The organism is Caballeronia sp. LjRoot31 (assembly GCF_964253885.1).
In the GTDB taxonomy this organism is placed as follows: Bacteria; Pseudomonadota; Gammaproteobacteria; order Burkholderiales; family Burkholderiaceae; genus Caballeronia.
In genome coordinates this window covers 1,831,132-1,855,255 of the sequence record NZ_CAXURX020000002.1, presented here as the reverse complement: position 1 = coordinate 1,855,255, position 24,124 = coordinate 1,831,132, and the positions used below count along the sequence as shown (strand labels likewise).

The window sequence follows — 24,124 nt, the reverse complement described above, 5'->3', positions numbered from 1 at the left end:
ATGGGGCAGGCGAATTGGAGGGGAAAATTGGGCGCTGCGGCGGCCGATCATGCGAATATTGTTTCAAAAATTGAAACTTTAAGAGTTTTCGTGTGGATTTGAGCGGTCAATCGAAAGTATGGTTCTCCACCGACTGAGAGATCGATTCGAACGATAGCCTGATTGACGCGCTACCGCCGGGTTGGATACCAACAATCCGAGACCCCGCATTCAATGCAGCCTACCGTCAGAAACGCCGTTGCAAATCCAAACCATGTCACGACCAACCGCTACGCCGTAGAGATCCCCGGTACGAAGCTTTCGCTGTCTATCATTGAATACGAGTTAGTCGAACGCTTCAACGAGCCTTTCTGGGCCAATATTGTTGTTACTTCGCCGAACATGGCGATTTCCGGCGCCGAAAGCATCGGACGCTGGTCCATCTTCCATATCGATGCGGAAGGTTCTTTTGCTTGGTCGTCGTCAGCTCGAGACGTCGAGAGGCTGCGAACGCTTCACGGGGTAGTCAGCAGTTGGGAACACGTCTCCTCGAGCGCTGATGAAGCCACTTATCGGATTTGTATCAAACCGCGTTTCGCGCTCCTGCGCCAGACTACGGATTCACGCGTGTTTCTGGACGCAAGTCTCAAGGACATCATCAACGCGTCAATCATCGACGAAAAAGTTTTTAACCATTGGGATATTGAATGGCAGTTTGAAGGTAAGGAGCCGGTCTTCGAACAGGTCCTGATGTACGAGGAATCGATCGAGGCGTTCATCTCGCGTTTGTGCCGTAAATACGGCGTCTATTACTACTTCAAGCAATCGGACGATCAAAACGGCGCTCGCCGGGAAACGATCGTATTCGGCGATTCAGCCAAGGGATATGTTCGTGCGCTCGAAGTGCCGGTGCTGGGTGAAGCAGGGCTGACGAACACCGGACAGGAGTCGATCCATACGCTGCGCACTTTGCGCACTACGGTTCCCGAAACCATCAGCTTACGGGAACACAACTACCGCATTCCGGAAGATCCGCTTAAGGCTGAAGCGAGCATTGCCTTTGAAGACCGCTCGGTTATTGGCACGATTCGACGCAGCAATGAGCATCATGGATCACAGGCTGATGGAGAGGCCGTTGCCAACCTCCGGCGCGAGGAACAGATTGCGCGCCAGACAACCTATGCCGGTACTAGCAACGTTGTTGGCTTGACGCCCGGGATGGTTGTGCGGCTGACTAACCGCGAACTGCCGGATGCGAAGTATGGGTTGGTGGTTACATCGGTGACGAGTCGCGGCGCACGCGGCAAGGCATTCGTGAACGAGTTCGAAGCAATCCCGTCGCACCTGCCGTTTCGGCCTGAATACGATCCGCAAAAGCACTGGCGCTGGATGCCAGGGCCAGTGAAGGCATTGATCGAATCACGTTACACCGACGAGTATGCGCATCCGGATGAGTATGGTCGCTACCCGGTGAAGTATGGCTTCGATTGGCGCGAGACCAAGCCCGGGTTTAGCAGCGCGCCGCTGCGGCTTTTGCGATCTTCGGCATCGTTCACCAGCGGTTCGCATGATCCGCTTCTGCCAGGCACCGAAGTAAGGGTGGATTTTACTGGTGGGGATATTGATCGCCCCGTGATCATGGGCGCCGTGCATGATTTTCAACGTACCGACATTGTTTACGGCCGCGAGGGATGGAATACGCGTTCGATATGGCGATCGCCGCTGCGTCGTAATGATGTGCGCCTGGAAGACTTCAAGGGACATGAAGGCGTCAAGGTCGCGACCGTGTTTCAGAATACGTCGGTGAGCCTGGGGTTTCTGGTCGATAGCGAGAAGAAGGAGCGGGGGCAGGGACTTGAAGCGACGACGCAGGGCTGGGCAACTGTGCGCGGCGCCAAAGGCGTGTTGCTGTCCGCTGACGGATTGACCAGCCCTGGTGCACCGCATCTTGAGATGCAGGCTGCGCTTGCACAGCTTCAGTCGGCACTGGCGAACGTGACGGCCCTGGTTGATGCCAGTACAGTTGCGGGGGCCACGCCCGCCGATAAAACTGCTCAGGCAAGCCTTAAAGATGCGCTCACCCAACTAAAAGATGCCGGCCTCATTGCAAGCGCGCCAGCGGGCATTGCGTTGACAACGCCGCGTGCGATCCATCATGCAGCAGGCCATAGCGTGATGCTCACTGCGGGTAAGCACGTTGACGTGAGCGCTGTGAAGCGCTTCACATTAGCCGCGGGTGAGCTCATTTCCATGTGCGCGCACAAGCTCGGCATAAAGCTCTTTGCGGCCAAGGGCAAGGTCGAGATCCAGGCGCAAAGCGATGGGCTGGATCTATTCGCCTCAAAGCAGGTTCATATTGCCAGTGTTGACGAGGATGTGCTGATCGCGGCGCGCAGCAAGGCAGTCATGACCAGCGGCGGTGCTTACATCAAATTCGAGAATGGTACTGGTGAGATCGTTTGTCCAGGCGGCTTCACGATCAAGGCCGCTTCGTTCAGGTTCGAGGGACCTGGGGGCTTCGATATTCCGTTGCCGAACCTCCCCAAGAGTGATTTCAAGCCTACCGCCTACTACAACCTGACTTCGTAAAGCCATGATCATCAGTCCACCTTACTTGCCCGATGCAGGCCGCACATCCAATGACGAGAGTTCGACCGACCCGATGATGGACACAGTCGATGCGTACGAGGCGACGAGCGGAATGTATCCAATTGCTGCTGACCGGCGCTGGCATCCGGGAATGCATCTCGCGCCGAGAATGTACAACGAGCGCGTGTACGCGATTGCTGATGGCGAAGTCATTGCGTATCGAGTATGCCAGCGTGCTTACGACGGAGGCGGCGGCGCTTCGGACAGCAACGCCGGTTTCGTATTGCTCAAGCATACGACGGAGACCGGTGAAGGCCGCACGCTGACGTTCTATTCGCTCTATATGCACCTGCTGGAATTGAACGGGTACCAGAGCCTTGGATCCGATGGAAAGTTTCTGCCTGATTTCCTGCGCATGCCTTCACCGGGCGCTGGCCCCGCGTCTCCGATTGTTCCTCCTGCCCAGTCGGGTGGAGGAAAGAAAGTGCGTCGAAAAGACGTGTTGGGGTTCACTGGGAAATGCCAGGATCGCACGCATCTGCACGTCGAGATCTTCATGACCAAGCCGGATTTCGAGGCGTATTTCGGGCATACGCAGTTGGGTCGTGAACAGGTGTCAACGCCGACGACAACCGATTATTGGGGCAGCAGCTACTACGTCATTCCACCGGGGCAACAGTTTTATCCGATGCCACCGGGTTCAGATGCGAAGGGGCAACTACACGGCATTGCGTTCGATGCACGGCACACAGGCAATAACGAAGACACGCTGTACGTGGAGTCGTATTTCCACAAGGGCAGCAAGTACACAACGGTCTCGCGCGGCGCGGGTCAGGGGCGGCTGGAAGCGCTCACCGAGGCGCCGCTGCGGGAGGCGGATTACGAATACAACCTGTACAAGCGGGCGATGGCCTTGTATCCCGACTGTCCGAGCGACGGGTACGAGATGTTGCGCTTTGGCCGGATTCTGAGCACGCCGGTCACGCTTGCGTCGACCGCACAAAGCACATGGATGCGCGTAGCGTTCGCTAAAGGCCAAGAGGGTTACATCGATGTCAGCCAGGCTTCGATTCTGAAGCTCTCGGATGCGGATTTTCCGTTCTTCAAAGGCTGGAAGAAGATCAGCGAAGGCACTGGATTGCATAGCGACGACGGACTATGCGACATCGATGCGCTGAAGAAGATTCTCAGCGATACGAAGGCTCGTGAAACGGCTGAGGAAAAAGCGGAGCGGGCACTATACAACAAGGAAGACGAGCTGGTTCGCTACGTCAAGACGCATAAGCCGATTCGTGACGCGTTAAGGGGGTTTGTATGTGAAGCGCCCAGCGAATGGGACGGCTCGCACAACGATGCGAGATTCCGGAAGCTGAAAGAGCCGGGCGAGTTTTACGACGGCAACGAGGCTGGATACAACAAGTTCATCAAGTTGCTGGAGTCGTTTCAGTTCTGGGATAAGACTGGACTGCCGGCTGGCGAGAAATTGTGGTTTTTCCATCCGATGGCGTTTGTGCGGCATTTTAGGAAGTGCGGGTGGTTGAGTGTGCATGAGTTTGAACAAATATACCCTGACAATCGTTATCACCGTGCTCGAAGTCCTAGCCCAGGGGAGATGCGGGCCGTTTATCTTCCCCACATGAATCTGGCGTTGCGAAAGTACGGTTTAACTGTGGCTGTAAGGCAAGCGCATTTCTTGGGTCAAGGTGCAGTGGAGAGTGAATGGCTCGCCTCGATGCAGGAGACAAGCATGCTCGGAAACTTGGATTCGACCGGTTTTCATGGGACAGTCCAAAATCCTACTTCACTTCTTCAAGAAGTTGATCTGGGGCATTGGTATGGTCAAATTTCGACGGAGGAAGATGCTTGGTTTCGCTCAGTTAAATTTAATAGTAAAGGCACACGAATCTCCGGCTCTTATGAATGGAAAAACGGCAACTGTGATCCTGAGGATGCGCAGAAATTTCGCGGCCGCGGTTTCAAACAGTTAACCGGACGAAGTAACTATGCCGATTATTGGGTTTTTCGAGGCTGGCTGCCTCTGTCTAGTTTTTCATCGTCGTGGTGGACCGATTTGTCGTTCATTTCACACAACCGACACGGAATGAAGAAGCAACCAGCACAGATTGGCGATCCTCAGCGAGTCTCACTTGCTAAAAATAGTATGGATAGCGGGGGTTTCTATTTGAGATGCAAGCGCCCAGCTGTCGCTAGGGAAATCGATCGCGATCTTGGGATCGCACTGTCTACTGAAGGCAGGGCAGAGGAGCAACGTATTGTCCGAGCTGTCACGTACGCAATTAATGGTGGTTATCTGGATGATGCACGACGGTTGGAGTTCACCCGGGCTGCCAAAGATATTCTGATCTGATATGAAAAAAATTAATCGACTAGCACTTGTATTGTTTCTCACCGGATCTGCTGCCGTCGCGTCTCCCGATAGCACTTACGGCGTGGATGGAAACCACTTAATAGTATCAAGGAATGGTCAGTCACGCATTTGCAAGCTGGACCAACTTCCTCGTTTTGCTGTTGAGAGCTTTGATAGATCCGCAGTGATCGTCTCTGAAACGGGGTTTGTTTCGGTATTGTCTCTTGATAGCTGTACGTCAGCGCAGTCGGTACATGTTTCCTCTATTCCCAAAGGAACGGGCGTTCTTGCAGACATAAATTTGAGTCAGCAGCTCTATATCGCGCTTGATTTCGTGAGCGTGCGACCGTTCTTGTATCTGGCGACAGTGGGTCGCATCGGTAGCCCGAGAAATTTAGTAACACTTCACGGCGCAAACGTCCCAGGGAGCAAGCTTTCGATTCAACAAAAATACGCCTTCGGCGGATCAGGAGATGCGGGATCCGCCACCATTTCCCCAGACGGTCGCTTTGTCGCGCCGAGCGGCGAATTGAGATGTCGGGATGACGCGTATCCGGGCGTGTGGGATATATCGAGAAACAAGCACGTTGTGATGGACGATGAGTCGTGTGAGCGGCTATTCAGTTTTCCTTGACTTGCGCTTAACAAGCGTACCCTTTGGCGCCGATCGTTAAAGGTAACCCGATCTCTGATGATGAAATATTTTCCTGCAATCTGCTGTTTAATCATCTTGTTGATACCGGCATCGTCGCCACTGGGAGGTCCAATCGATGTCGTTTTGACACCCGCCAGTCGGTCCCATTCTTTTTCCGCGTGTCTAAAAAATGCGGAAACGGATCGCGAAAATTGTGGTTCGAGCTGCGGCATGATTTTGCAAAGTTGCTACGCCGAAGCGGCGATGGATGTAGATAAAAAAACGGAAATCATTTTAATCGAGATTAACAAATCGCTTTCTCATAAATGTTCTGAAATGGCAAAAAAATACATCAATGATTCGTCAACCTTGTCGAAGAGCGTGGTCAATGAAGCAGATCATTTTCCTGGATGGCTAGGTGCTGAACTAAATCTACAATTCGCACAACACAGACTTGAGATTGTTAAATTGTTTAAAAAAATGTGTTAATACAATATTGCTATTTTACATGTTATCTGATGTGCTCTGCTATTGAGATTGAGTCCTATCTAAAAAACAAAACTCCATGAAATCAAGGTGGCGTCATCAGGTCGATCGAAATTATGACAAAATTTTTCCCTTATATTTTACTGAGGAGTTTATATTTTGTTGGGTTGGTTCATGCCGAAGGAAAGTACTGGATCAAGGGGATTTGATCGTCGTCTCAAGAAGTGGCCGTTTGCGTGAATGCCGCCTTAGTTAATCCCCTAAATCTGCTGATATTAGCTTCGATAAATCAGCCGTCACGGTTTCGCCTTATGGATACGTGTCCGCGAATGACTTAGAGAATTGTGAAAATAACGTCTCAGTGCGCGTTTCTAATATCCCAACTCGTATGGGAATATTGTCAGATATCAATATAGGAAATGGAATTTATGTGACGGTGGAGCTTGTGAGTGTTCAGCCGCTCTCTTGGTCGGCAACGGTGTCGCGCATAGGTAGCCGGCGAAATATGGTGAATCTTCCCGGGGCATATGTTCAGGGGCACTCGCTAACGGCATCTAAAGACGTGTTGCACTATCCGCCTCTATCGCCGGCTGAGTGGCAACGAACTCGCAATGACGCTACCGAAGTTTCCGTTCTATCAACCACAGGGTGGAATGAGTGTTGCCATCATTACAGGTGCGGCCACGACGATGCACTTGGAAACAGTAAAATCGAATCAAAGTCCTTATCTCCTGCATTTTAATAACACTCTTCGTAAATTTGGGTTAGACGGTGCTCAAAGAAAAGCCTTGTTTATTGCGCAAGCTAATTGGGAGACGGCGCAATGGCGAAATCTGACTAGGTACCCAATGATGCACGAATGGGGATTTGGAAAATTTAATATTAAAAATCCAGCTACAAAATACTACGGTGCTTTTTATGGTCGAGGAATAATGCAGCTGACCTGGGCTGCTAACTATGATGACTATCTTAAATTTTTTGCTCCCAACATGTTGCCACATGCTGGCGCTTACAGTGACCGGTTGCTACCGCTAAGCCCCAGGATTACTGCTATTTCCACTCACTGGACGGTTCATCCCAATGATGGCGGAACGGAAATTCGATGGGCTAGTCGATACAACCCCAATTTAATCGCAGACGATCCCGCTCGTTCATGTGACTCTGGAGGATTCTATTGGGTTTCGAAAAAGTATAAAAGTGGACTCAATATTGGTAGGAAAGCTGATCTCGCTTGGACCCCCGAAATGATCGGCGATGTCAGTCGCTCAGTTAACGGAGGAGGAAATGGCTATATTGAAAGACAGGCATATACGGCCTTCGTTGCTAGATTTTTGCTGGATGGGGTGGATACGGTGATGCAGGAGGTAATCAATACGCCGCGCGGTTCCGTTCGGGTCGATTTCACCTCATCAGATTAGGGTTGAAAATGTATATAAAAAAAATTCTCAAAGACCTCAACGGGCGGGCTTATATCGCGATATGCGTCTTGATGTCCTGTCTGAGCTTCGCACTAGTGGCGCAGGCTTTTCAAAAAAATGAAAATCCATATGATCTCCGCATCAGTGCTCCGCGCGCCGTTTCCACCCAACGCATGAGGATCATTGAAAATGGTTTACGAACTGTTCCAGATATTGATATCGCCAATCATAAGATATTTAGAGTAGTCGAATGGCATTCCGGATCCGAGCGAGGAACGTTGGTCGCCGTTCGCGAAGGCGTCGGACGTGCAGCTAGTTGCTCTTTCTTTGAACAGGTTGGGGACGCGCCCTTCGCATTTGTAACAGGTCAACCGTTCTGCGGTTTTATCGATGTCGCAGTGGGCAAGGCGGCCACCGGCTTGCCGACTATAAAATTCGGAGTTTTCATTAGACAATCATTTGACAGTCCTGAGGATAAAATGGATTTTGAATTATTGTTCGACTCGTCAAATAATCTCTTTTGTCATCCAGATAGCATATCGGAAAAATATAAGTGCTCAATATCGACGTCAAATCCACCTGCGGGTGAAAACGACGTCCGTGGCGGGTCAGAAGTAGGGTTTCCCGCCGTGAGGATGCTAAGTAAATTTTCGACATCCAAAGAAGCACTTGCTTTTAAAAAATAACGGGTGTGCATATAAAATCGGATAAAGTATTTTCTGCCATTGAATGGAAGACCTCTACTGACAAAGGTACTATCGTTGCCGTTCACGGGAGATCGACTAATACTGCGTCTTGTAGTTTGTTCGAAAAAACCAATAAGTATTCTTATCAGCTAGTAATCGGGGATCCGGCATGCAATTTTTTTCTAAGCCTTATAAAGCAGCTCGGACTGTCGTCTTCAAAATATCAGTTGGTCAAGGCTACAACTCTCGCCGAATGCAAGATGAATACATCCTGAACTTCGATAAATCAAGGATGATGTTCTGTTCTCCCAATAGCGTAGCCGCTGATTATAAATGTTAGCTTCCTCTCACCGATGAAAATCACTAATCAGGATGCCCAATCCTGTTTTAGCCTAGTTGGTGGCGCAGGTGGCTTGCCCGAACGTGAGCAGTTTTTCGCTACGCCTATTTTATTCTTGGCGATAGTCCGAGTATTCCAACAGAAGCGGGACTGGTTAATGGAAGATATCTATCGAAAAACCCCGTACAAATCACCCCCCCTCGAATATTGCCGACGTTATACCGATAGCAACCGATGCGTTACGTTGGTGATTGGGAGTTCGCGAATGAGTGAAACTATGGCAAAACACTGTCTGAGGCGGAGGTCACGAGATTTTGATCTCGACGCCGGGCTCACCTGCGGGTTTTTATAGAGATGATTAAATCAATACGTTTCGTAGAGGGACAATAGAACTTTATGGGGGAAACATACAGTGGTACTCGTGTTTTTTTAGGAAACTCGGGTAAAATTTTAAAATTTTGCAATTGACTTGCATCTCAAAAACAAAGCTCCGCAAGAAATTGAGGTGGCATTCGTCGGGTCGAAATTATGACAAAATGTTTCCTTTATATTTTCCTGAGTAGTTTATATTTTGTTGGGTTGGTTCATGCCGAAGAAAATTATTGGATCAAGGGGGATTTGATCGTCGTCTCAGGAAATGGCAGTTTTCACGAGTGCCATCTTAGTCACCCCCTCTAAATCTGCTGATGTTAGCTTTGGTAAATCAGCCGTCATGGTTTCGCCTTTTTGGATATGTGACCGTGAAGGATTTAGAGAATTGTAAAAATAACGTCTCCGTGTGCGTTTCTAATATCCCAAGTCGTACGAGAATATTGTCAGATATAAATATAGGAAAATGAATTTATGTGACGGTGGAGCTTGTGAGTGTTCAGCCGCTCTCTTGGTTGGCAACCATGTCGCGCATAGATAGCCAGCGAAATATGGTGAATCTTCCCAGGGCATATGTTCAGGGGCACTCGCTAACGGCACTCAGGAGACTCGCATTCATCAGCACCGGCGACGGCCGAATGCAATCATCTCGCCGGATGGCAACTACGTCTCACCTTCTGGCGCAATGAGTTGCGACCAGCATGCTTACCGGGGTGTATGGGACATACACAAAAATCGACGTGTCATTACTGATGACGCGTCTTGCGCTCAACTTTTCGAGGCGAAGTAGAAGACCTATGCAAAATCCCATCCGCGTCGGAGACGCATTGGAAAATGGCGGCCACGTTACAAGCGGCTCGCCGGACATGGAGTTCATCGACCTCCGTGTGGCACGCAAGGGTGATTCAGCAATCTGTGATCTCCACGGCGAAACAACGATCGCTGAAGGTCATCCATTCTTTACCGATAAGGGCATCCCGGTGGCGCTGCACTTCCATCGATGTGTATGCGGCTGTCGCCTGATATCGTCTCTGACCAATGCGTCCATAGCCTGATCATGTCAGTCGATTTCAGCGCCGCTGGCCCTCCGCTTGCCTATCCTCCCCGGAATCCTGGTTTTCTCCCGTGGCTAGGTATCTGGGCTCTCTGCTGCGCGATTGGATCTGGATTCGCGCTGCTGATCTGGCCCGCGAGCATGCCAGCGCAGGGCCCGTTCTTTTGGTTTTGTGTCGTGGGATTACCGAACGGCTTCTTCTTGTTCGTGCTCGGATGTGCTCGCGCTGCGTATGAGACGGCGTACCTGCACGCGCTGTATGGCAACCAGCATCGTCAGAACTGGATGCGTGAGCGTGTCACCTATGCACAGCAGCCGCTCTACGTGTTGGCATACGCCTATCATTTGCCGCTGGGTAAGGAGGCGCTTGTACCGCGGATCCTGTCAGGTAAGCCGCTTATAGCGCCGCAGAATACCCGCACCGGAGTTGACCGGGTCCTTCATATGCGGTTTCCTGATTTCGAATCGCCCCTCGTGGACGAGGCCGATGCAGACCACGATTCTGAAGCAGAAATCCCGGAGACAGTAGAGGCTTCCGATTCGCAAGCTGGCCGCGTGCCTCAAGATGGTTTCGGTCATGTCGTAAAGCAGGTGCTAATTCCTCTCATCGACTCGTTGCACACGATCTCGCGGTTGGGCTCAAAGCGCATGCCCATCGTGCGACTTGCGACTGCTAATCCCGATGCAGCGTCCTCACGCGTCCAGCAGGTACGCGATACGCTCGCCGCGCTAGGATTGCCGCCGTTTCATTGCGAGGCTGCGCCGGCGAGCGACGGCCTCATGCTGGCCGATACATGGCTGGACGCGCTTGAGCGTCGCCCTTTACTCGTGATCGCCGCGGAGTGGCATGACACGTTGCCGCCTCCAGGCAGCACCGAAGGGGGCGTTGCCGTATTACTGAGCGCTGGCCCGTCTGCGGGGGCGCTTGCAGCCGTCGGCACGCTACATCGTCCGGTCGCCGTCGGCATGGATGCTCTCAACGAAGGATTGTCGAATGCGGTCTTATGGGGCAAGACCGTAGCAGCCAAAATCAAGCGCAGTTGGATCAGTGGCTTCAATATCGACGACGATGCCACGCTCGCGAGCGCATTCAGCGAAGCGTCGCTGACAGGTCTTGATACCCCGGATACGCAACTTTTACCGGACCGCGTTATTGGCCATGCCGGCTCGGGCGCAGGCTGGCTCGCGATTGCTGCCGCGATCGAGTCTGGTCTGGAGGACCCTCAACTTATTATCAATCGCACGGAAACCGTTCAGTCGGCGGTTCTCTATGCGCACCCACGGTCCAGGCATGAAGATCGAGCCGAATAGCATCAAAGAACTTGCTCGCATTGAGCCGGTCGACCCTCCGATTTCGGAGGTACGGCCTATCCCGACATGGGGCATTGCGATGGCCGCAATCGTACTGGCCGCGATTGCGTTGGGCTTGGTCTGGCTCAATGGTGATCTGGTCCACACGCCGCGCCTCGAAGAGAAGAAAACTGCCTCGATCTGGATCCTAAGCGTGCTAACAGGATTGATGGTGCTTAATCTGTTCGCCTCACGCACTGGTGCATGGACGGCGATCGGTATGGTGTTCCGCAAGGGTGCCGGCAATGCTACGCCGGGGCAAGTTGTCCCGAAGCCGTCGAAATACGACCCTCGCTTAACAGACCTCCGCGCTGAACTCCACGCGCAATTCGGCTGGCGCTGGAAATACCGCCAGCCCTGGCTTCTCGTCACCGGCGAAGACGCGCTAACCGAAACTGTCGCACCGGGTCTGCGCCAGACTGGTTTTGTACTTACCGAACATGCGGTCTTGCTGCATGCATCGCCTGAGAACGTAGATGCTAAAACCTGGCGCGAGCAGATCAGCCGCATGCGGTGGCGCCGTCCTATCGATGCAGTGGCGCAGGTCATGCGCACGACCGATGCCAGTCGGCCCGACACTGAACTCGCCCGAACTCTCGCGACCCAGGCAATCGATCTGAAATGGGCTGCTCCGGTCTACCTGCTCCATAGCGTGGAAGTCGGCGGCGGCCGCCCCGACACCTACGAGGCCGTCGGCCTGACGCTAAACGACCCCTCGACCTTCTCGTCTGATCTGTACACCATCATGCGCGGCAGCAGCCACCGCGGAACGCTTGCGTTGTTCGAGCCGCGCCGGATTCCATACATGGCGCAGCTCTCGCAATACATGGACCATCAAAGCACTCGGATCATCGTGCAATTCGACGCGCTGGTCGCATCGAAATGGCGGCGTGCACCGCTTGCCGGCATGGTGTTCACACCAGCCTACCCGACGTCGTCCGCTTTCGACCCCGATCAACCCATGCTGCTGCCAGCATCTGTGTTGCCCACATGGCAGTTTCTAGCCGCAGCGGCGAGCACTCAACGCGGCAAGCGCATCGGCTTCCATTGGCCGAACGTGATCGCTGCCATGGCCGCCGTCGCGACGATGGCGTGGTGTGTGGCGCTCGTGATCTCTTTCATCGGCAATCAGAGCATCGTGCGATCGGCGGATACGGCGGCAAAGCAGGCGTTGGCCGCTTCGCCGGGCAGCAGTGCGGCGATACGTACGCAATTGCAGCTCCAGCAAACCATAGAGATACTCGAGCAGCGCCGCCAACACGGCGCACCCTGGTACCTGCGCGCGGGACTGAATTCCAACGATGCCATCCTCGCAACGCTTTGGCGGCCGTATAGGACGGTAAGCACGCGCAACCTGCAAGAGCCGGTTGCGCAGTCGCTGCAATCAACGCTCGTCACGCTTGCGGAGTTGCGCTCCGACAGTCCGCAGGGTCCGGAGGCCATGCAGCGTTATTACAACGCGCTGAAGGCTTACTTGATGCTCGCTGAACCAAAGCGAGCCGATCCAGCGTTCCTCACGCAACAACTCGTCGCGACCTGGGAAGCGCCGCCCGACATGCCCATAGGTGAATGGCTCGACAAGTCACCGCGCCTCGCTGGCTTCTACGCGGATCAACTTCTGGCTCATCCGGAGTGGCGGACGGCTATCAATGACGTTTCGCTCGATCCAACGATCGGTGGCGCCCGCAATGCGCTAGTCAACCAGATTGGCCTGCAGAACGCTGACGATGCCCTTTACAAGAGCCTGCTGGACGAAGCCAAAGGTAAGTATTCCGATGCAACGCTCGCCACTCTTATGAACGGTGCAGATGCGCGCGGCTTATTTGCTACGGCGCAAAGCGTACCGGGCATCTATACGCGAGCCGCTTGGGACGGTGTCGTCGCCGAATCCATTGACAAGATTTCTCGTGAGCGCAAGACCGGCGGCGATTGGGTGCTTGCAGCAAGTTCCGGAAAAAAAGATGCGGCGCAAGACGCCGACGACGACTCGCAGGAAGACATCAAACAACGCCTCACTAAGCGCTATTTCGCTGACTACGCTGCTGCGTGGCAAGGTTTTCTCAATAGCGTGCGGTGGCAGCCGTCAACAAACCTGAGTGGCGCTATCGATCAATTGACCCGGCTCGCCGACGCACAGCAGTCGCCGCTAATTGCGCTGATGAAATCAGTGCAGTTTCAAGCACAAGCCGGACGGCAATCACAAGCTCTATCAGATACGCTTGTGCGCAAGGCTCAGGATCTCCTGCACGGTAGCGATGCAAGCTCGCAGATTCAACCGCTGCCAATTAATCCCCTCGACCTGTCATTCGGACCACTACTGGCGTTGGTGGGCGATAGTGCGGACAACGGAAGCGCGGCGAAAACAGCGGTAGCATCAAACGATATCAGTCTCGCGCACTACCTCAATCGTGTGACGGCGGTTCGCCTGAAACTGCAGCAAATCGCATCGAGTCCCGAGCCGCAAGCAATGGCTCGATCACTGGCGCAGGCCATATTCCAGGGTAAGTTGTCAGAGCTGATGCAAGCTCGCGACGATGCCAATCTGACGGCAGCCAGTCTCGGCGCGCACTGGGCAGGCTTCGGCAATGCACTGTTTGCGCAACCGCTCGACACAGCCTGGCAAACAATCCTGACCCCTGCTGCAGCTGGCCTGAATGATCTCTGGCGAACGGGTGTCGCGACGCCGTTCAAGACCGCTTTCGACGGACACTATCCTTTCGCCGACACATCCGCCGATGCATCGTTTGCAGAGCTTGGCCGCTACATACGCCCCGACACCGGTCTGATCGCTCGTTTCATAACGACGCAGTTGGCCGGCGTGCTTCAACAAAGCGGCGACCGCTGGACGCCGAACGAACTTGCGCCGCAAGCGCTTCAATTCGACCCCGCGTTCCTGAAGGCGCTTGCGCAACTATCCGCCACCGGCGCACGACTCTACGCGCAAGGCGATGCGGGCTATCGCTTCGATCTGATGGCGCTTTCCACCGTGGACGTAACGCGTACGGAACTGAATATCGATGGCGTGCCGATCGTGTATTTCAATCAGCGCGAGACCTGGAAGGCAATGCAGTGGCCGGGCAACGGCTTGAACGGCCGGGCAATCCTGACTTGGCAGACGTTTGATGCAGGCACGCGAATCGCCTTCGAGAACACTGGGGACTGGGCATTCTTGCGTTTGCTGGAAAAGGCCGAAACGAGCCCTCTGGACAGTACTCGTACGGCATTGACCTGGACTCAGGGAAACACGGAGCCATTGCATTATGTGATGCGTACTCAAACCGGCGCTGGACCGCTCGACCTGCTCAAACTACGCGGCTTCAAGATGCCTGAGCGGATATTTGCCATTGGTGCCGGCTCTTCAAAAACAGCAGCGGTCGCAACACTGCCTCCTCTGCCACCGGAACTGCAGCCGTGACCGAAAATAAAATCCTCAAGTATTACGAAGCGGAAATGCGCTATCTCCGCGAAGCCAGCAAGGAGTTCGCGCAAGCGCATCCGGAAGCAGCGCATCGTCTCGGATTGATGAATGTGGGTGCTCCAGACGAGAACGTCGAGCGCTTGTTCCAGGGTTTCGCCTTTTTAAGCGCGCGCTTGCGCGAGAAGCTTGACGACGATCTACCGGAAATAACGGAGCCTATCGTCAGCATGCTTTGGCCGCATATGGTACGAACGATCCCGTCGCTAGCGATTCTTGAGTGCGTACCGCGCACGGACAGGGTTGGATTCAATTCAGTGCCGGCAGGCACTGCACTGCGCTCGAAACCTGTCGGACCTGCGAAGACCACTTGCATCTATCGCACCACGAGGGTGGTTCAAGTTCTACCGCTAACATTGACCGATGCCTCTACGTCGACACGTGCAGACGGCCGCAGCGTAGTCCGTGTCGTATTTGAACCGCAACGCTTTGATCAACACGCGCTTGGTGACTTGTCGTGTATCCGCCTCTACTTGCACGGTGAACGCGCGGATGCGTCGGTGCTTTACGCTGCGCTTACCCGCGACGTAAGTTCGATCGCGGTTTGTATGCCATCTATTCACGACGGTCGTGCCCAGTTGGCAATGGGTTTGCGTATTGAGGCATCGGGCTTCGGCCCTGAGACCCGTGTATGGCCCGATGCAAATCCGCAATCCGACGGAGAACAAGGCCTACTCGAATACTTCACATTCCCCGAGAAGTTTCACTTCATCGATCTATGCGGCTTCGATGCGACAACGGTTCCCGTGGACGAAACGCATGTCGAGTTCGAGATTGTGCTCAGCCGTCCATTGCCGCCCGGCACGCGGATCGATTCGTCGAATTTCCGCCTGCACTGCACGCCTGTGATCAACCTGTTTGAACTGGATGCCGAGCCAATTCAGACAGATGCATTTGAGCACGACTACCGGGTGCGTACGTCTCGCTCAGCCGGTGAGCACGTCGAATCCTATTCGGCGGTGACCGTGATTGCAGTCGATCACAGATCAGCCGAAAAGCACCATTACGTGCCGTTCGAAGAGTTCCGGCATCGCGGTGGAATGCTAAGGCACGAAGCGCCCGAACGCTACTTCCATACTAGAAATGTCCTTGGACCATCCGGGACGCGCGAGATGTGGTTGGCGCTAGGCGGTCTTGCGTGGGATGTGCCCGGCAGTGTTCCTGACGACCATATTACTGCGCGTGTGCTGGCTAATAACGGTACGTTGCCACGCATGGAGTTGCGCGAAACCATGTTGACTGAACCAATATCGGCGATCGCCGGTATTGAGAAGGTACGCAATCTGACGCAGCCAAGCATGCCTGCTTATCCTCCTGACACGAAGCGCTATCAGTGGAAGGTGATGTCGCACTTCGCGGCTAATGGACTATCAATGTTGGACGCGGTGGTCTTGCGAGAAATACTATCGCTCTATAACTGGACCTCGGATGAGCAAAACCAGCGTCGTATTGACGCGGTGCAGGATGTGCGCTTGCAGACTTTGCAGCGCCTCGGGCGTAACCGGTTGGAGCGTGGAGTTGAGATTGAGGTGTCGCTTCATTCCAGCGGGTTTCTGGGCGCAGGTGACGTCGCGTTATTCAGCGATGTGCTGAACCGGTTTATGGCGCGGTACACCTCGTCGAATATTTTTGTGCGATTGGTCGTCAGGACGGGTGATGCTGAGAAGCGGTATCCGTCCTGCGAGTTTGATGGGCCGAGCTTTTAACGGTGTGCGCGCCTGGCCTTTGCATTGACGCATTGCCGGAGCTAAAAGAAGCGCACGCTGATTAAAAGCGGAGGATGGCCGCAAAGGCATCGGCGCGAACAAGGCGGGATTACCCGTCGCCATTTAATGCCCGCCGTCGGCCAGACCTTACAACTCCTTACTCTTCCCCGACGACCCCGACCCCGACTTCGCACTAGCCGGCGACCTTGCCCGCCACCGGCTGGTCGTCTCTTTCCCAGCAACTTCGTCCATTGCCACCGCGATCAATTCGACCCGTTGCTCGCGCGTAAAACTCGCATACGCCACGCCGTCGATCACGCCATGTTTCTTCAAGAGATGAACCGCAGCCGACCGGTTCGCCTTTTCGAGTTCCAGGTCTTCCTGCGCGCTGAGCAATGCCGCTGTCAAACTCGCGACCGCGGCTTTTTCCTGCGCCACGTCGAATTTCATCAGGTCCACCTTGACGTCAATGCCTGGCGCATCCGCCGACATCCTGAGCTGCAATTGGGTCAGTTCGCGTTTCAAATCGCCTTCCCGCCGAAGCGCGCGTTCGAGCTTTTGCGCCATGCCGGGGTGCGATCGCCCGTGGCCGCGAAAGAGGGTGCTGAAGGTGTTTCCGAGAATTCCCATACCGTCATGACCTCGAGATGATTTGTTCATCGGCAAGTGCTGTCCGATGGCCGCAGATGTGCACTCTTCCGGTATCTACGGCAACTCGGGGCAATTCTTTAGGTTTTTTAAGCACTGCCTGATTAACGGTATTTTTTACACGATGAAAGCCGCAAAAAAGACGAAAAAACGCCCGATAATCAATATGATAGTGATTATCGGGCGTTTGACTGCAGCAATCGGATTGAGGCTTAAACAGCTATCCGTAAGGTGAACTGCTTGGCGCAACCGCGTCAGGCCACAACTTCCTCGGCTTCGGCCTCAACCGTTTCCGTCTCCGAATTCCGGATCAGGTAATCGAATGCGCTGAGCGACGCTTTGGCGCCTTCGCCGACCGCGATAACGATCTGCTTGAACGGCACTGTGGTGACATCGCCGGCCGCGAATACACCGGGCACCGATGTCGCGCCGCGCGCATCGACCACGATCTCCCCGTGACGCGACAACTCGACCGTGCCCTTGAGCCATTCCGTATTCGGCACCAGCCCGATCTGCACGAATACACCTTCCAGTTCGATGTGCTTCGCTTCGCCCGAACTCAGGTCCTTGTACGAAAGGCCGTTGACCTTCTTGCCGTCGCCGGTGACTTCCGTGGTCTGAGCCTGCGTGATGACGGTCACGTTCTTGAGGCTGCGCAGCTTGCGTTGCAGCACGGCGTCGGCACGCAACTCCGTACCGAATTCGAGCAGCGTCACCGCGCTGACCAGTCCAGCCAGATCGATTGCCGCCTCAACGCCGGAATTGCCGCCGCCGATCACCGCAACACGCTTACCCTTGAACAACGGGCCGTCACAATGCGGGCAATACGCCACGCCGTGATTGCGATATTGCTTCTCACCCGGCACGTTGATTTCGCGCCAGCGAGCGCCCGTGGCAAGCACGATCGTCTTCGCTTTCAGCACCGCGCCGTTGGCGAGGCGCACCTCGTGAATCTTGCCCGGCACGAGCGCTTCGGCCCGCTGCACGTCCATGATGTCGACGTCATAGCTCTTGACGTGCTGCTCGAGCGCGGTTGCGAACTGCGGCCCTTCGGTCGCTTGCACCGAGACAAAGTTTTCGATGGCGAGCGTATCCAGCACTTGCCCGCCAAAGCGCTCAGCGGCCACGCCGGTCGAAATGCCCTTGCGCGCCGAGTAGATGGCCGCCGCCGCGCCGGCAGGTCCGCCGCCGACGATCAGCACATCGAATACGCCTTTCTTTTCGAGTTCCTTCGCGGCGCGGGCGCCGGCGTTGCTATCGAGCTTCGCGAGGATTTCCTTCACGCCGGTTCGGCCTTGCCCGAACACTTCACCGTTCATGTAGACGGTGGGGACGGCCATGATCTGGCGCTGCTCGACTTCGTCCTGGAACAACGCGCCGTCGATGGTGACCTGGCGGATACGCGGATTGATAAGCGCCATCACGTTCAGCGCCTGCACGACTTCCGGGCAGTTCTGGCACGACAGCGAGATATACGTTTCAAACTCATAGTCGCCATCGAGCGCGCGGATCTGTTCGATCACCGCGTCGTCGAGTTTGACCGGATGGCCGCCGGTCTGGAGCAGCGCCAGGACCAGCGACGTGAATTCATGGCCCATCGGAATGCCCGCGAAACGGATACCCGTGGGTTTGCCCGGCTCGCCGATGGAAAACGAGGGCTTGCGTTGCGCATCGTCGCGCTTCTCGATCACCGCAATGCGGTCCGACAGCGTGGCGATTTCATGCAGCAGGCCTTGCAGCTCGACGGATTTCGGCGAGTTGTCGAGTGAAGCGACGATCTCGATCGGCCGGCTGACCTTTTCCAGATACGCTTTCAACTGAGTCTTGAGGTTGGCTTCCAGCATGGCGATTCGAGTCCGTGTGACGAGGGTTTTTATTAACTATTAACGCAAGGGAATGCGAGGCGAGCGTCATCCGGGCCGCGAGCGGCCCGGACTGTACAGCGCTTTACAACGAGGATTTAAAGCAAAAGCAGCGAGGATTTAAAGCTTAGATCTTGCCGACGAGGTCAAGCGACGGCGTCAGCGTTTCAGCGCCCGGCGTCCACTTGGCGGGGCAGACTTCGCCCGGATGCGAGGCGACGTATTGCGCGGCCTGCACCTTGCGCAGCAGTTCGCCAGCGTCACGGCCGATGCCGTTGTCGTGGATTTCGCACAGCTTGATCTCGCCTTCCGGGTTGATCACGAACGTGCCGCGCAGCGCCAGGCCTTCTTCTTCGATCAACACGTCGAAGGCGCGCGAGATCACCAGCGTCGGATCGGCAATCATCGGATACTGGATCTTGGCGATCGTGTCCGACGTGTCGTGCCATGCCTTGTGCGTGAAATGGGTGTCGGTCGACACACTGTAGATTTCGACGCCCAGCTTCTTGAATTCTGCGTAACGGTCGGCCAGATCGCCGAGTTCCGTCGGGCAAACAAACGTGAAGTCAGCCGGGTAGAACACCAGGACGGACCATTTGCCCTTCAGGCTTTCTTCGGTCACGGTGACGAAGTCGCCGTTGTGGTAAGCATTGGCTTTGAACGGTTTGACCTGGCTGTTGATGATCGGCATTGCGTATGTCCTTGTGTTAAGTGGTTAAGTGGTAAGGAAGTGAACGAAGTATGACGGGAGGCGCCCAATATGGAAAATCGAATGATTTAATGGGGCCGATGTGGTGAGGCTATCAGGGTTAATACGGCTGAGTGAGGCCGCCGCATTAACGGGGCCGCATTTTATCGTTACCTGGAACCTGCTGCCAATATCAAGATCGCCGGAATCCGGGATCGCAGGCAGGTTCAACGAACACGACGGGCATGGGCGTTGCGCACATCCCGCTTTTAGCTAACGGAATCAACAGGAGGGTGTATGAAAATCGGCATCATTGGCGCGGGTAATATTGGTCGCGTACTGGCGCTGCGCTGGGTCGAGCATGGGCATGAGGTCCTGATCGGCAACTCGCGGGGGCCGGATACGCTGGCCGAAGTCGCGGCCGAAACCGGGGCAACGGCCGCCGAGCTTACCGACGTGGTACGCGGCGCGGCCGTGATCGTGGTCACGATTCCCGAAAAGAAAGTGCTGAATCTGCCGGCCGGCTTGTTCGACGACGTGCCGGAGACCACGGTCGTGATCGACACCGGAAATTACTATCCGCGCGAGCGCGATGGCCGTATCGACGGGATCGAGTCCGGCATGATGGAAAGTGCGTGGGTCTCGCAGCAGATCGGGCGTCCGGTCATCAAGGTGTTCAACAACATCTACGCGGCGCATTTGCGCGATCTCGGCAAGCCTGAGGGCACGTCGGGACGCGTGGCGTTGCCGGTCTCGGGCGATAACGCCGATGCCAAAGCCGTCGTAATGCAACTGGTCAACGAGATCGGCTTCGATCCGGTAGATAACGGCGGTATTGACGACTCCTGGCGTCACCAGCCGGGCACGCCGGTCTACACGAAGGATTTCGACCGCGAGGGCCTGAAGGCCGGTTTGCAGAAGGCAGAGAAGGCTCGCAAGCCGCAATGGAGCGCGACGGACAAGAGCCCCGGCAGCTTCGATCACCCCGCATGAAGCAACACGGCGACGGGCCTTTCAAATTCAAAGCCCGTCGCCTTGAAGCCGGGGCGGGTTGTCAGTCGAGCGAGATGCCGTCGAAACGATGACCGCCCAGCGGGCTGATCTCGTAGCCCTTGACGTCCTTCGTCATCAACTGAAACGCGTTCGCGTGGGCGATCGGCGTATACGGAACCTGATCCTTGAACACGACCTGCGCCTGCTCATACAGCCTGGTGCGGGCCGGCTGGTCGGTGATCAGCCGCGCTTTCCCGATCAGGTCGTCGAATTGCTTGTCGCACCACTTCGCCACGTTGCTGCCATGCACTGCGTCGCAGCCGAGGGTCGTGCCGAGCCAGTTGTCCGGGTCGCCGTTATCGCCCATCCAGCCGTAAAGGATGGCGTCGTGCTCGCCGCCTTCTTTCGCGCGCTTGTTATATTCGGCCCATTCGTAGGTCACGATGTTCGCTTTCACGCCAATCTTCGCCCAGTCCGATTGAATCAATTGCGCCATCAGGCGCGCGTTGGGGTTATAGCCGCGCTGCACGGGCATGGCCCATAACGTGATCGAAAAGCCGTTCGGAAAACCCGCCTGCTTCAGCAGTTCACGCGCCTTCGCGGGATCATACGGCGCATCTTTCAGCGCCTTGTTATACGACCATTGTGACGGCGGCATCGGATTCGAGGCCACGGTCGCAGCCCCTTCGTAGACGCTCTTCAGGATGGCCGGTTTGTCGACGGCCATGTCCAGCGCGCGGCGCACCAGCACGTTATCGAGCGGTTTGTGGGTGGTGTTGTAGCCGACATAAGCCACGTTGAAACCTACGCCTGACAGCACCGTGAGGTTCGGATTGCTGCGCGCGGTCTGGATATCGGCGGGGCGCGGGAAGGCGGTCATCTGGCATTCGCCGCTCGCGAGTTTTTGCATGCGCACAGCCGCGTCCGGCGTGATGGCGAACACCAGTTTTGCGATATGCACGTCCTTCTTGTTCCAGAAGTCCGGATTCGCGTCGTAGCGGATGATCGCGTCTTTCTGATAATCACGGAACACGAACGGCCCGGTGCCCACGGGCTTCTGGTTCAGGTCCTCCGCCTTGCCGGCCTTCAGCAACTGGTCGGCGTATTGCGCCGACACGATGGAGGCGAACTCCATCGCTATATTGCGTACGAACACTACGTCGGAGGTGTGCAGCGTGAAGCGCACCGTGTAGTCATCGAGTTTTTCAATCGATGCAATGTTCTTGTCGTAACCGAGATCGCTGAGATACGGGAAGCTGACCGGATGCGCTTTCTGGAACGGATTGTCCGGATCGATCATGCGTTTGAACGTGAAGATGACGTCGTCCGCATCGAAGTCGCGCGTGGGCTTGAACCAGGGCGTGGTCTGGAACTTGACGCCGTGCCGCAGATGAAACGTGAAGGTCTTCGCGTCGGCCGATTCGTCCCATGACTCGGCCAGACCGGGCACCAGGGTGAGCGAACCGCGCTCGAATTCGACCAGGGTGTCGTAGACTGCGTGCGCGCCGGCGTCGAAGTCGGTGCTGGTGGTGTATTGCGCGGAATCGAAGCCCGCGGGACTGCCTTCCGAACAGAACACCAAGGTTTTGCCCGCCGCTTGGGCCGTGCCGGTGAGCGCCCCAAGGGCGGCAAGCGTGCAAACCGCAGTGCGGGCCAGCGCGAAGAACGAGCTGGCTGTCGAGCTTTGATTCGGGCTTTGATATGGCATGTAAGGTCGGTAAGGGTTGACGGGCGCTGCCCGGAGGCACGCGGGCGCGCCTAAGTAGTCATGTACTTTACCAACCACGGAATTTTTGACGAAGCGATACGTTCTTCTTTTGATATGTCGAAAACCGTCGTCGGGACCTGGGGCGGTTTCACCCGGTTCATCGGACGGCCACAGGTCCTTCCAGCCTGCGGGCTGCAAATATTTCCCGGGCGTTTTAACATGTCGGACCGGGCGCTCCCGCTTTCTTCCAGCTTCTTGCTAAAGTTACCGATTAAATACCGGTATGCGGCCCACGCCCTCCTAGGCAGTACAAGAGAACATGAAAAACGTTTCTGATTCACCGGCAGCCACTGCCGTAGCAACCCACGAAGAATGCGTCGAACTCGTGGCGAAGGCCACGATTCCCACGCGTTACGGCGTGTTTGAGTCGCATGTGTATCGCGTGAAAAGCACGGGCGCCGAGCATCTGACGCTTGTCATGGGCGATGTCAGCCATGGCGAATCCGTGCTGTGCCGGCTGCATTCCGAGTGTGTCACGGGCGATGTATTCGGCTCGTATCGGTGTGATTGCGGCGAGCAACTGGACCTCGCCATGCGTTATATCGCGGCTGAAAATCGCGGTATCTTGCTGTATCTGCGCGGTCATGAAGGGCGCGGCATCGGGCTGGCGAACAAGATCCGCGCGTATGCGCTGCAAGAGCAGGGGTACGACACCGTTGATGCCAACCTGCATCTCGGTTTGCCCGACGACGCGCGGGAATATGATTCGGCCGCCGCTATCCTGCGTGCGCTCGATGTACGGTCGGTGCGCTTGATGAGCAACAATCCGTCGAAGTTCGACACGCTGCTCAAGCACGATATCCCGGTCTGCGAACGAGTGGCGCTGGCCATTCCCGTGCGGGAAGAAAACGAACGCTACATCAAGACGAAGCAGGTCCGCTTTGGCCACTACTTCGATGAAAATGAATAGTTGACCGCGGGGGTAGCGGTAGTCCCCCGGGTCTCAGGTTGCGTCGTGGAAAATGATGCCGACCGTATGCCGGTGCCCCGATCTCAGCCGGCTCACGCCATGCCTGAGATTCACGCGATACGCTCCGCGCGTTCCGTTCACCGGCCGGTTATGCACGGCAAAAATCACGGCGTCCCCTTGCACTAACGGCACGACTTCGGCCCGCGACTGCATGCGCGGCCGCTGCTCGGTCATCACAAACTCCCCGCCCGTAAAGTCACGTCCCGGTACCGACAGCAGAACCGCGAGCTGAAGCGGAAATACGTGCTCGCCGTACAGGTCCTGATGAAGGCAGTTGTAGTCGCCTTGCGCGTATTGCAGGATCAGCGGTGTGGGGCGAAGCTGGCCGGCCGCGTGGCATCGATCGATAAAAGCGGCGTGGTCCGGTGGATACCGGGTGTCGATACGCATGATCTCGTTCCATCGATTAGCGATTCCGACAAGATGCGGATACGTCGCGCTGCGTAACGTACCGATCACCTCAGGCAGCGGATAAGCGTAGTACTTGTACTCGCCGCGCCCGAAACCGTGGCGCGCCATGACCACGCGGCTTCTATACAACTCGTCACGCACATAAAGCGCTTTCAGCGCGTCACATTCCGCGGGCGTGAGCAGGCGCTGGACTGTTGCGCAGCCGAATTCATCCAGTTCCTCTTGCACCGCATGCCAGTCGACGGCGTTCACGCGAGCTTCTATATTCGTCGTCAGGGCATCCATTGGCAGTTTCTCCATGCAGGTTTCGATGCCCCCAATGTCCGCTGC

The 24,124-nt window shown here is 55.6% G+C and carries 17 protein-coding genes; 12 read left to right on the top strand and 5 right to left on the bottom strand.

Annotated features, from left to right (window positions below):
* The first annotated feature begins 213 nt into the window (after positions 1–213).
* The 10 genes from ACSQ8V_RS26635 to tssF all read left to right on the top strand — a co-directional run bounded on the left by ACSQ8V_RS26635 (position 214) and on the right by tssF (position 16,454).
* The gene (locus ACSQ8V_RS26635; protein ID WP_436207685.1) at positions 214–2,568 is read left to right on the top strand and encodes a type VI secretion system Vgr family protein; all 2,355 of its coding nucleotides are present in this window, start codon (positions 214–216) and stop codon (positions 2,566–2,568) included.
* A 4-nt stretch (positions 2,569–2,572) separates the two neighbouring features.
* Positions 2,573–4,936: a peptidase M23 gene (locus tag ACSQ8V_RS26630; protein WP_436207684.1), complete on the top strand. Its 2,364-nt coding sequence runs from the start codon at positions 2,573–2,575 to the stop codon at positions 4,934–4,936.
* Position 4,937: 1 nt separating this feature from the next.
* Positions 4,938–5,570 (top strand): hypothetical protein, encoded by a 633-nt coding sequence (locus ACSQ8V_RS26625; RefSeq protein ID WP_436207683.1) that lies wholly within the window; start codon positions 4,938–4,940, stop codon positions 5,568–5,570.
* A 57-nt stretch (positions 5,571–5,627) separates the two neighbouring features.
* Entirely contained in the window at positions 5,628–6,059 is a 432-nt protein-coding gene (locus ACSQ8V_RS26620) for a hypothetical protein (protein ID WP_436207682.1), read from the top strand.
* 608 nt (positions 6,060–6,667) lie between these two features.
* On the top strand, positions 6,668–7,474 hold the full coding sequence (locus ACSQ8V_RS26615; RefSeq protein ID WP_436207681.1) for a hypothetical protein: 807 nt from the start codon (positions 6,668–6,670) through the stop codon (positions 7,472–7,474).
* Positions 7,475–7,482: 8 nt separating this feature from the next.
* Complete coding sequence (locus ACSQ8V_RS26610; RefSeq protein WP_436207680.1) at positions 7,483–8,160, top strand: hypothetical protein; 678 nt, start codon at positions 7,483–7,485, stop codon at positions 8,158–8,160.
* A gap of 1,506 nt (positions 8,161–9,666) precedes the next feature.
* Complete coding sequence (locus ACSQ8V_RS26605) at positions 9,667–9,924, top strand: PAAR domain-containing protein (RefSeq protein ID WP_436207679.1); 258 nt, start codon at positions 9,667–9,669, stop codon at positions 9,922–9,924.
* A 140-nt stretch (positions 9,925–10,064) separates the two neighbouring features.
* On the top strand, positions 10,065–11,234 hold the full coding sequence (locus tag ACSQ8V_RS26600) for a hypothetical protein (protein ID WP_436207678.1): 1,170 nt from the start codon (positions 10,065–10,067) through the stop codon (positions 11,232–11,234).
* A 79-nt stretch (positions 11,235–11,313) separates the two neighbouring features.
* A complete protein-coding gene (locus ACSQ8V_RS26595) occupies positions 11,314–14,688 on the top strand; it encodes an ImcF-related family protein (RefSeq protein ID WP_436207677.1) in 3,375 nt (1,124 codons plus the stop codon).
* Positions 14,685–16,454: a type VI secretion system baseplate subunit TssF gene (gene tssF, locus ACSQ8V_RS26590; protein WP_436207676.1), complete on the top strand. Its 1,770-nt coding sequence runs from the start codon at positions 14,685–14,687 to the stop codon at positions 16,452–16,454. Before ACSQ8V_RS26595 ends, tssF begins: the two co-directional genes overlap by 4 nt.
* 147 nt (positions 16,455–16,601) lie before the next feature.
* Here tssF and ACSQ8V_RS26585 read toward each other — a convergent pair whose 3' ends face one another.
* The 3 genes from ACSQ8V_RS26585 to ahpC all read right to left on the bottom strand — a co-directional run bounded on the left by ACSQ8V_RS26585 (position 16,602) and on the right by ahpC (position 19,655).
* Positions 16,602–17,084 carry a hypothetical protein gene (locus ACSQ8V_RS26585; protein WP_213768781.1) on the bottom strand — a complete coding sequence of 161 codons (483 nt, stop codon included), beginning with the start codon at positions 17,082–17,084 and terminating at the stop codon, positions 16,602–16,604.
* Between the two features lie 272 nt (positions 17,085–17,356).
* Positions 17,357–18,946: an alkyl hydroperoxide reductase subunit F gene (gene ahpF, locus ACSQ8V_RS26580; protein WP_436207675.1), complete on the bottom strand. Its 1,590-nt coding sequence runs from the start codon at positions 18,944–18,946 to the stop codon at positions 17,357–17,359.
* Positions 18,947–19,091: 145 nt separating this feature from the next.
* Entirely contained in the window at positions 19,092–19,655 is a 564-nt protein-coding gene (gene ahpC / locus ACSQ8V_RS26575) for an alkyl hydroperoxide reductase subunit C (RefSeq protein WP_213768783.1), read from the bottom strand.
* A gap of 294 nt (positions 19,656–19,949) precedes the next feature.
* Between ahpC and ACSQ8V_RS26570 the strand changes: the two genes are divergently transcribed.
* Positions 19,950–20,645, top strand: coding sequence for an NADPH-dependent F420 reductase (locus ACSQ8V_RS26570; RefSeq protein WP_436184598.1), 696 nt, complete (start codon positions 19,950–19,952; stop codon positions 20,643–20,645).
* Positions 20,646–20,706: 61 nt separating this feature from the next.
* Here the strand turns inward: ACSQ8V_RS26570 and ACSQ8V_RS26565 are convergent, their stop codons facing one another.
* Entirely contained in the window at positions 20,707–22,353 is a 1,647-nt protein-coding gene (locus tag ACSQ8V_RS26565; RefSeq protein ID WP_436184597.1) for an ABC transporter substrate-binding protein, read from the bottom strand.
* Between the two features lie 319 nt (positions 22,354–22,672).
* Between ACSQ8V_RS26565 and ribA the strand changes: the two genes are divergently transcribed.
* Positions 22,673–23,323: a GTP cyclohydrolase II gene (gene ribA, locus ACSQ8V_RS26560; protein ID WP_213768786.1), complete on the top strand. Its 651-nt coding sequence runs from the start codon at positions 22,673–22,675 to the stop codon at positions 23,321–23,323.
* A gap of 33 nt (positions 23,324–23,356) precedes the next feature.
* Here ribA and ACSQ8V_RS26555 read toward each other — a convergent pair whose 3' ends face one another.
* The gene (locus tag ACSQ8V_RS26555; RefSeq protein ID WP_436207674.1) at positions 23,357–24,094 is read right to left on the bottom strand and encodes a 2OG-Fe(II) oxygenase; all 738 of its coding nucleotides are present in this window, start codon (positions 24,092–24,094) and stop codon (positions 23,357–23,359) included.
* Positions 24,095–24,124 lie beyond the last annotated feature (30 nt).

Excerpts from the sequence above, each read along its gene's own strand:
- ACSQ8V_RS26635 (WP_436207685.1), top strand. The coding sequence starts at position 214 with ATGCAGCCTACCGTCAGAAACGCCGTTGCAAATCCAAACCATGTCACG.
- ACSQ8V_RS26630 (WP_436207684.1), top strand. The coding sequence starts at position 2,573 with ATGATCATCAGTCCACCTTACTTGCCCGATGCAGGCCGCACATCCAAT.
- ACSQ8V_RS26625 (WP_436207683.1), top strand. The coding sequence starts at position 4,938 with ATGAAAAAAATTAATCGACTAGCACTTGTATTGTTTCTCACCGGATCT.
- ACSQ8V_RS26620 (WP_436207682.1), top strand. The coding sequence starts at position 5,628 with ATGATGAAATATTTTCCTGCAATCTGCTGTTTAATCATCTTGTTGATA.
- ACSQ8V_RS26615 (WP_436207681.1), top strand. The coding sequence starts at position 6,668 with ATGACGCTACCGAAGTTTCCGTTCTATCAACCACAGGGTGGAATGAGT.
- ACSQ8V_RS26610 (WP_436207680.1), top strand. The coding sequence starts at position 7,483 with ATGTATATAAAAAAAATTCTCAAAGACCTCAACGGGCGGGCTTATATC.
- ACSQ8V_RS26605 (WP_436207679.1), top strand. The coding sequence starts at position 9,667 with ATGCAAAATCCCATCCGCGTCGGAGACGCATTGGAAAATGGCGGCCAC.
- ACSQ8V_RS26600 (WP_436207678.1), top strand. The coding sequence starts at position 10,065 with ATGCCAGCGCAGGGCCCGTTCTTTTGGTTTTGTGTCGTGGGATTACCG.
- ACSQ8V_RS26595 (WP_436207677.1), top strand. The coding sequence starts at position 11,314 with ATGGCCGCAATCGTACTGGCCGCGATTGCGTTGGGCTTGGTCTGGCTC.
- ACSQ8V_RS26585 (WP_213768781.1), bottom strand. The coding sequence starts at position 17,084 with ATGGGAATTCTCGGAAACACCTTCAGCACCCTCTTTCGCGGCCACGGG.
- ahpF (WP_436207675.1), bottom strand. The coding sequence starts at position 18,946 with ATGCTGGAAGCCAACCTCAAGACTCAGTTGAAAGCGTATCTGGAAAAG.
- ahpC (WP_213768783.1), bottom strand. The coding sequence starts at position 19,655 with ATGCCGATCATCAACAGCCAGGTCAAACCGTTCAAAGCCAATGCTTAC.
- ACSQ8V_RS26570 (WP_436184598.1), top strand. The coding sequence starts at position 19,950 with ATGAAAATCGGCATCATTGGCGCGGGTAATATTGGTCGCGTACTGGCG.
- ACSQ8V_RS26565 (WP_436184597.1), bottom strand. The coding sequence starts at position 22,353 with ATGCCATATCAAAGCCCGAATCAAAGCTCGACAGCCAGCTCGTTCTTC.
- ribA (WP_213768786.1), top strand. The coding sequence starts at position 22,673 with ATGAAAAACGTTTCTGATTCACCGGCAGCCACTGCCGTAGCAACCCAC.
- ACSQ8V_RS26555 (WP_436207674.1), bottom strand. The coding sequence starts at position 24,094 with ATGGAGAAACTGCCAATGGATGCCCTGACGACGAATATAGAAGCTCGC.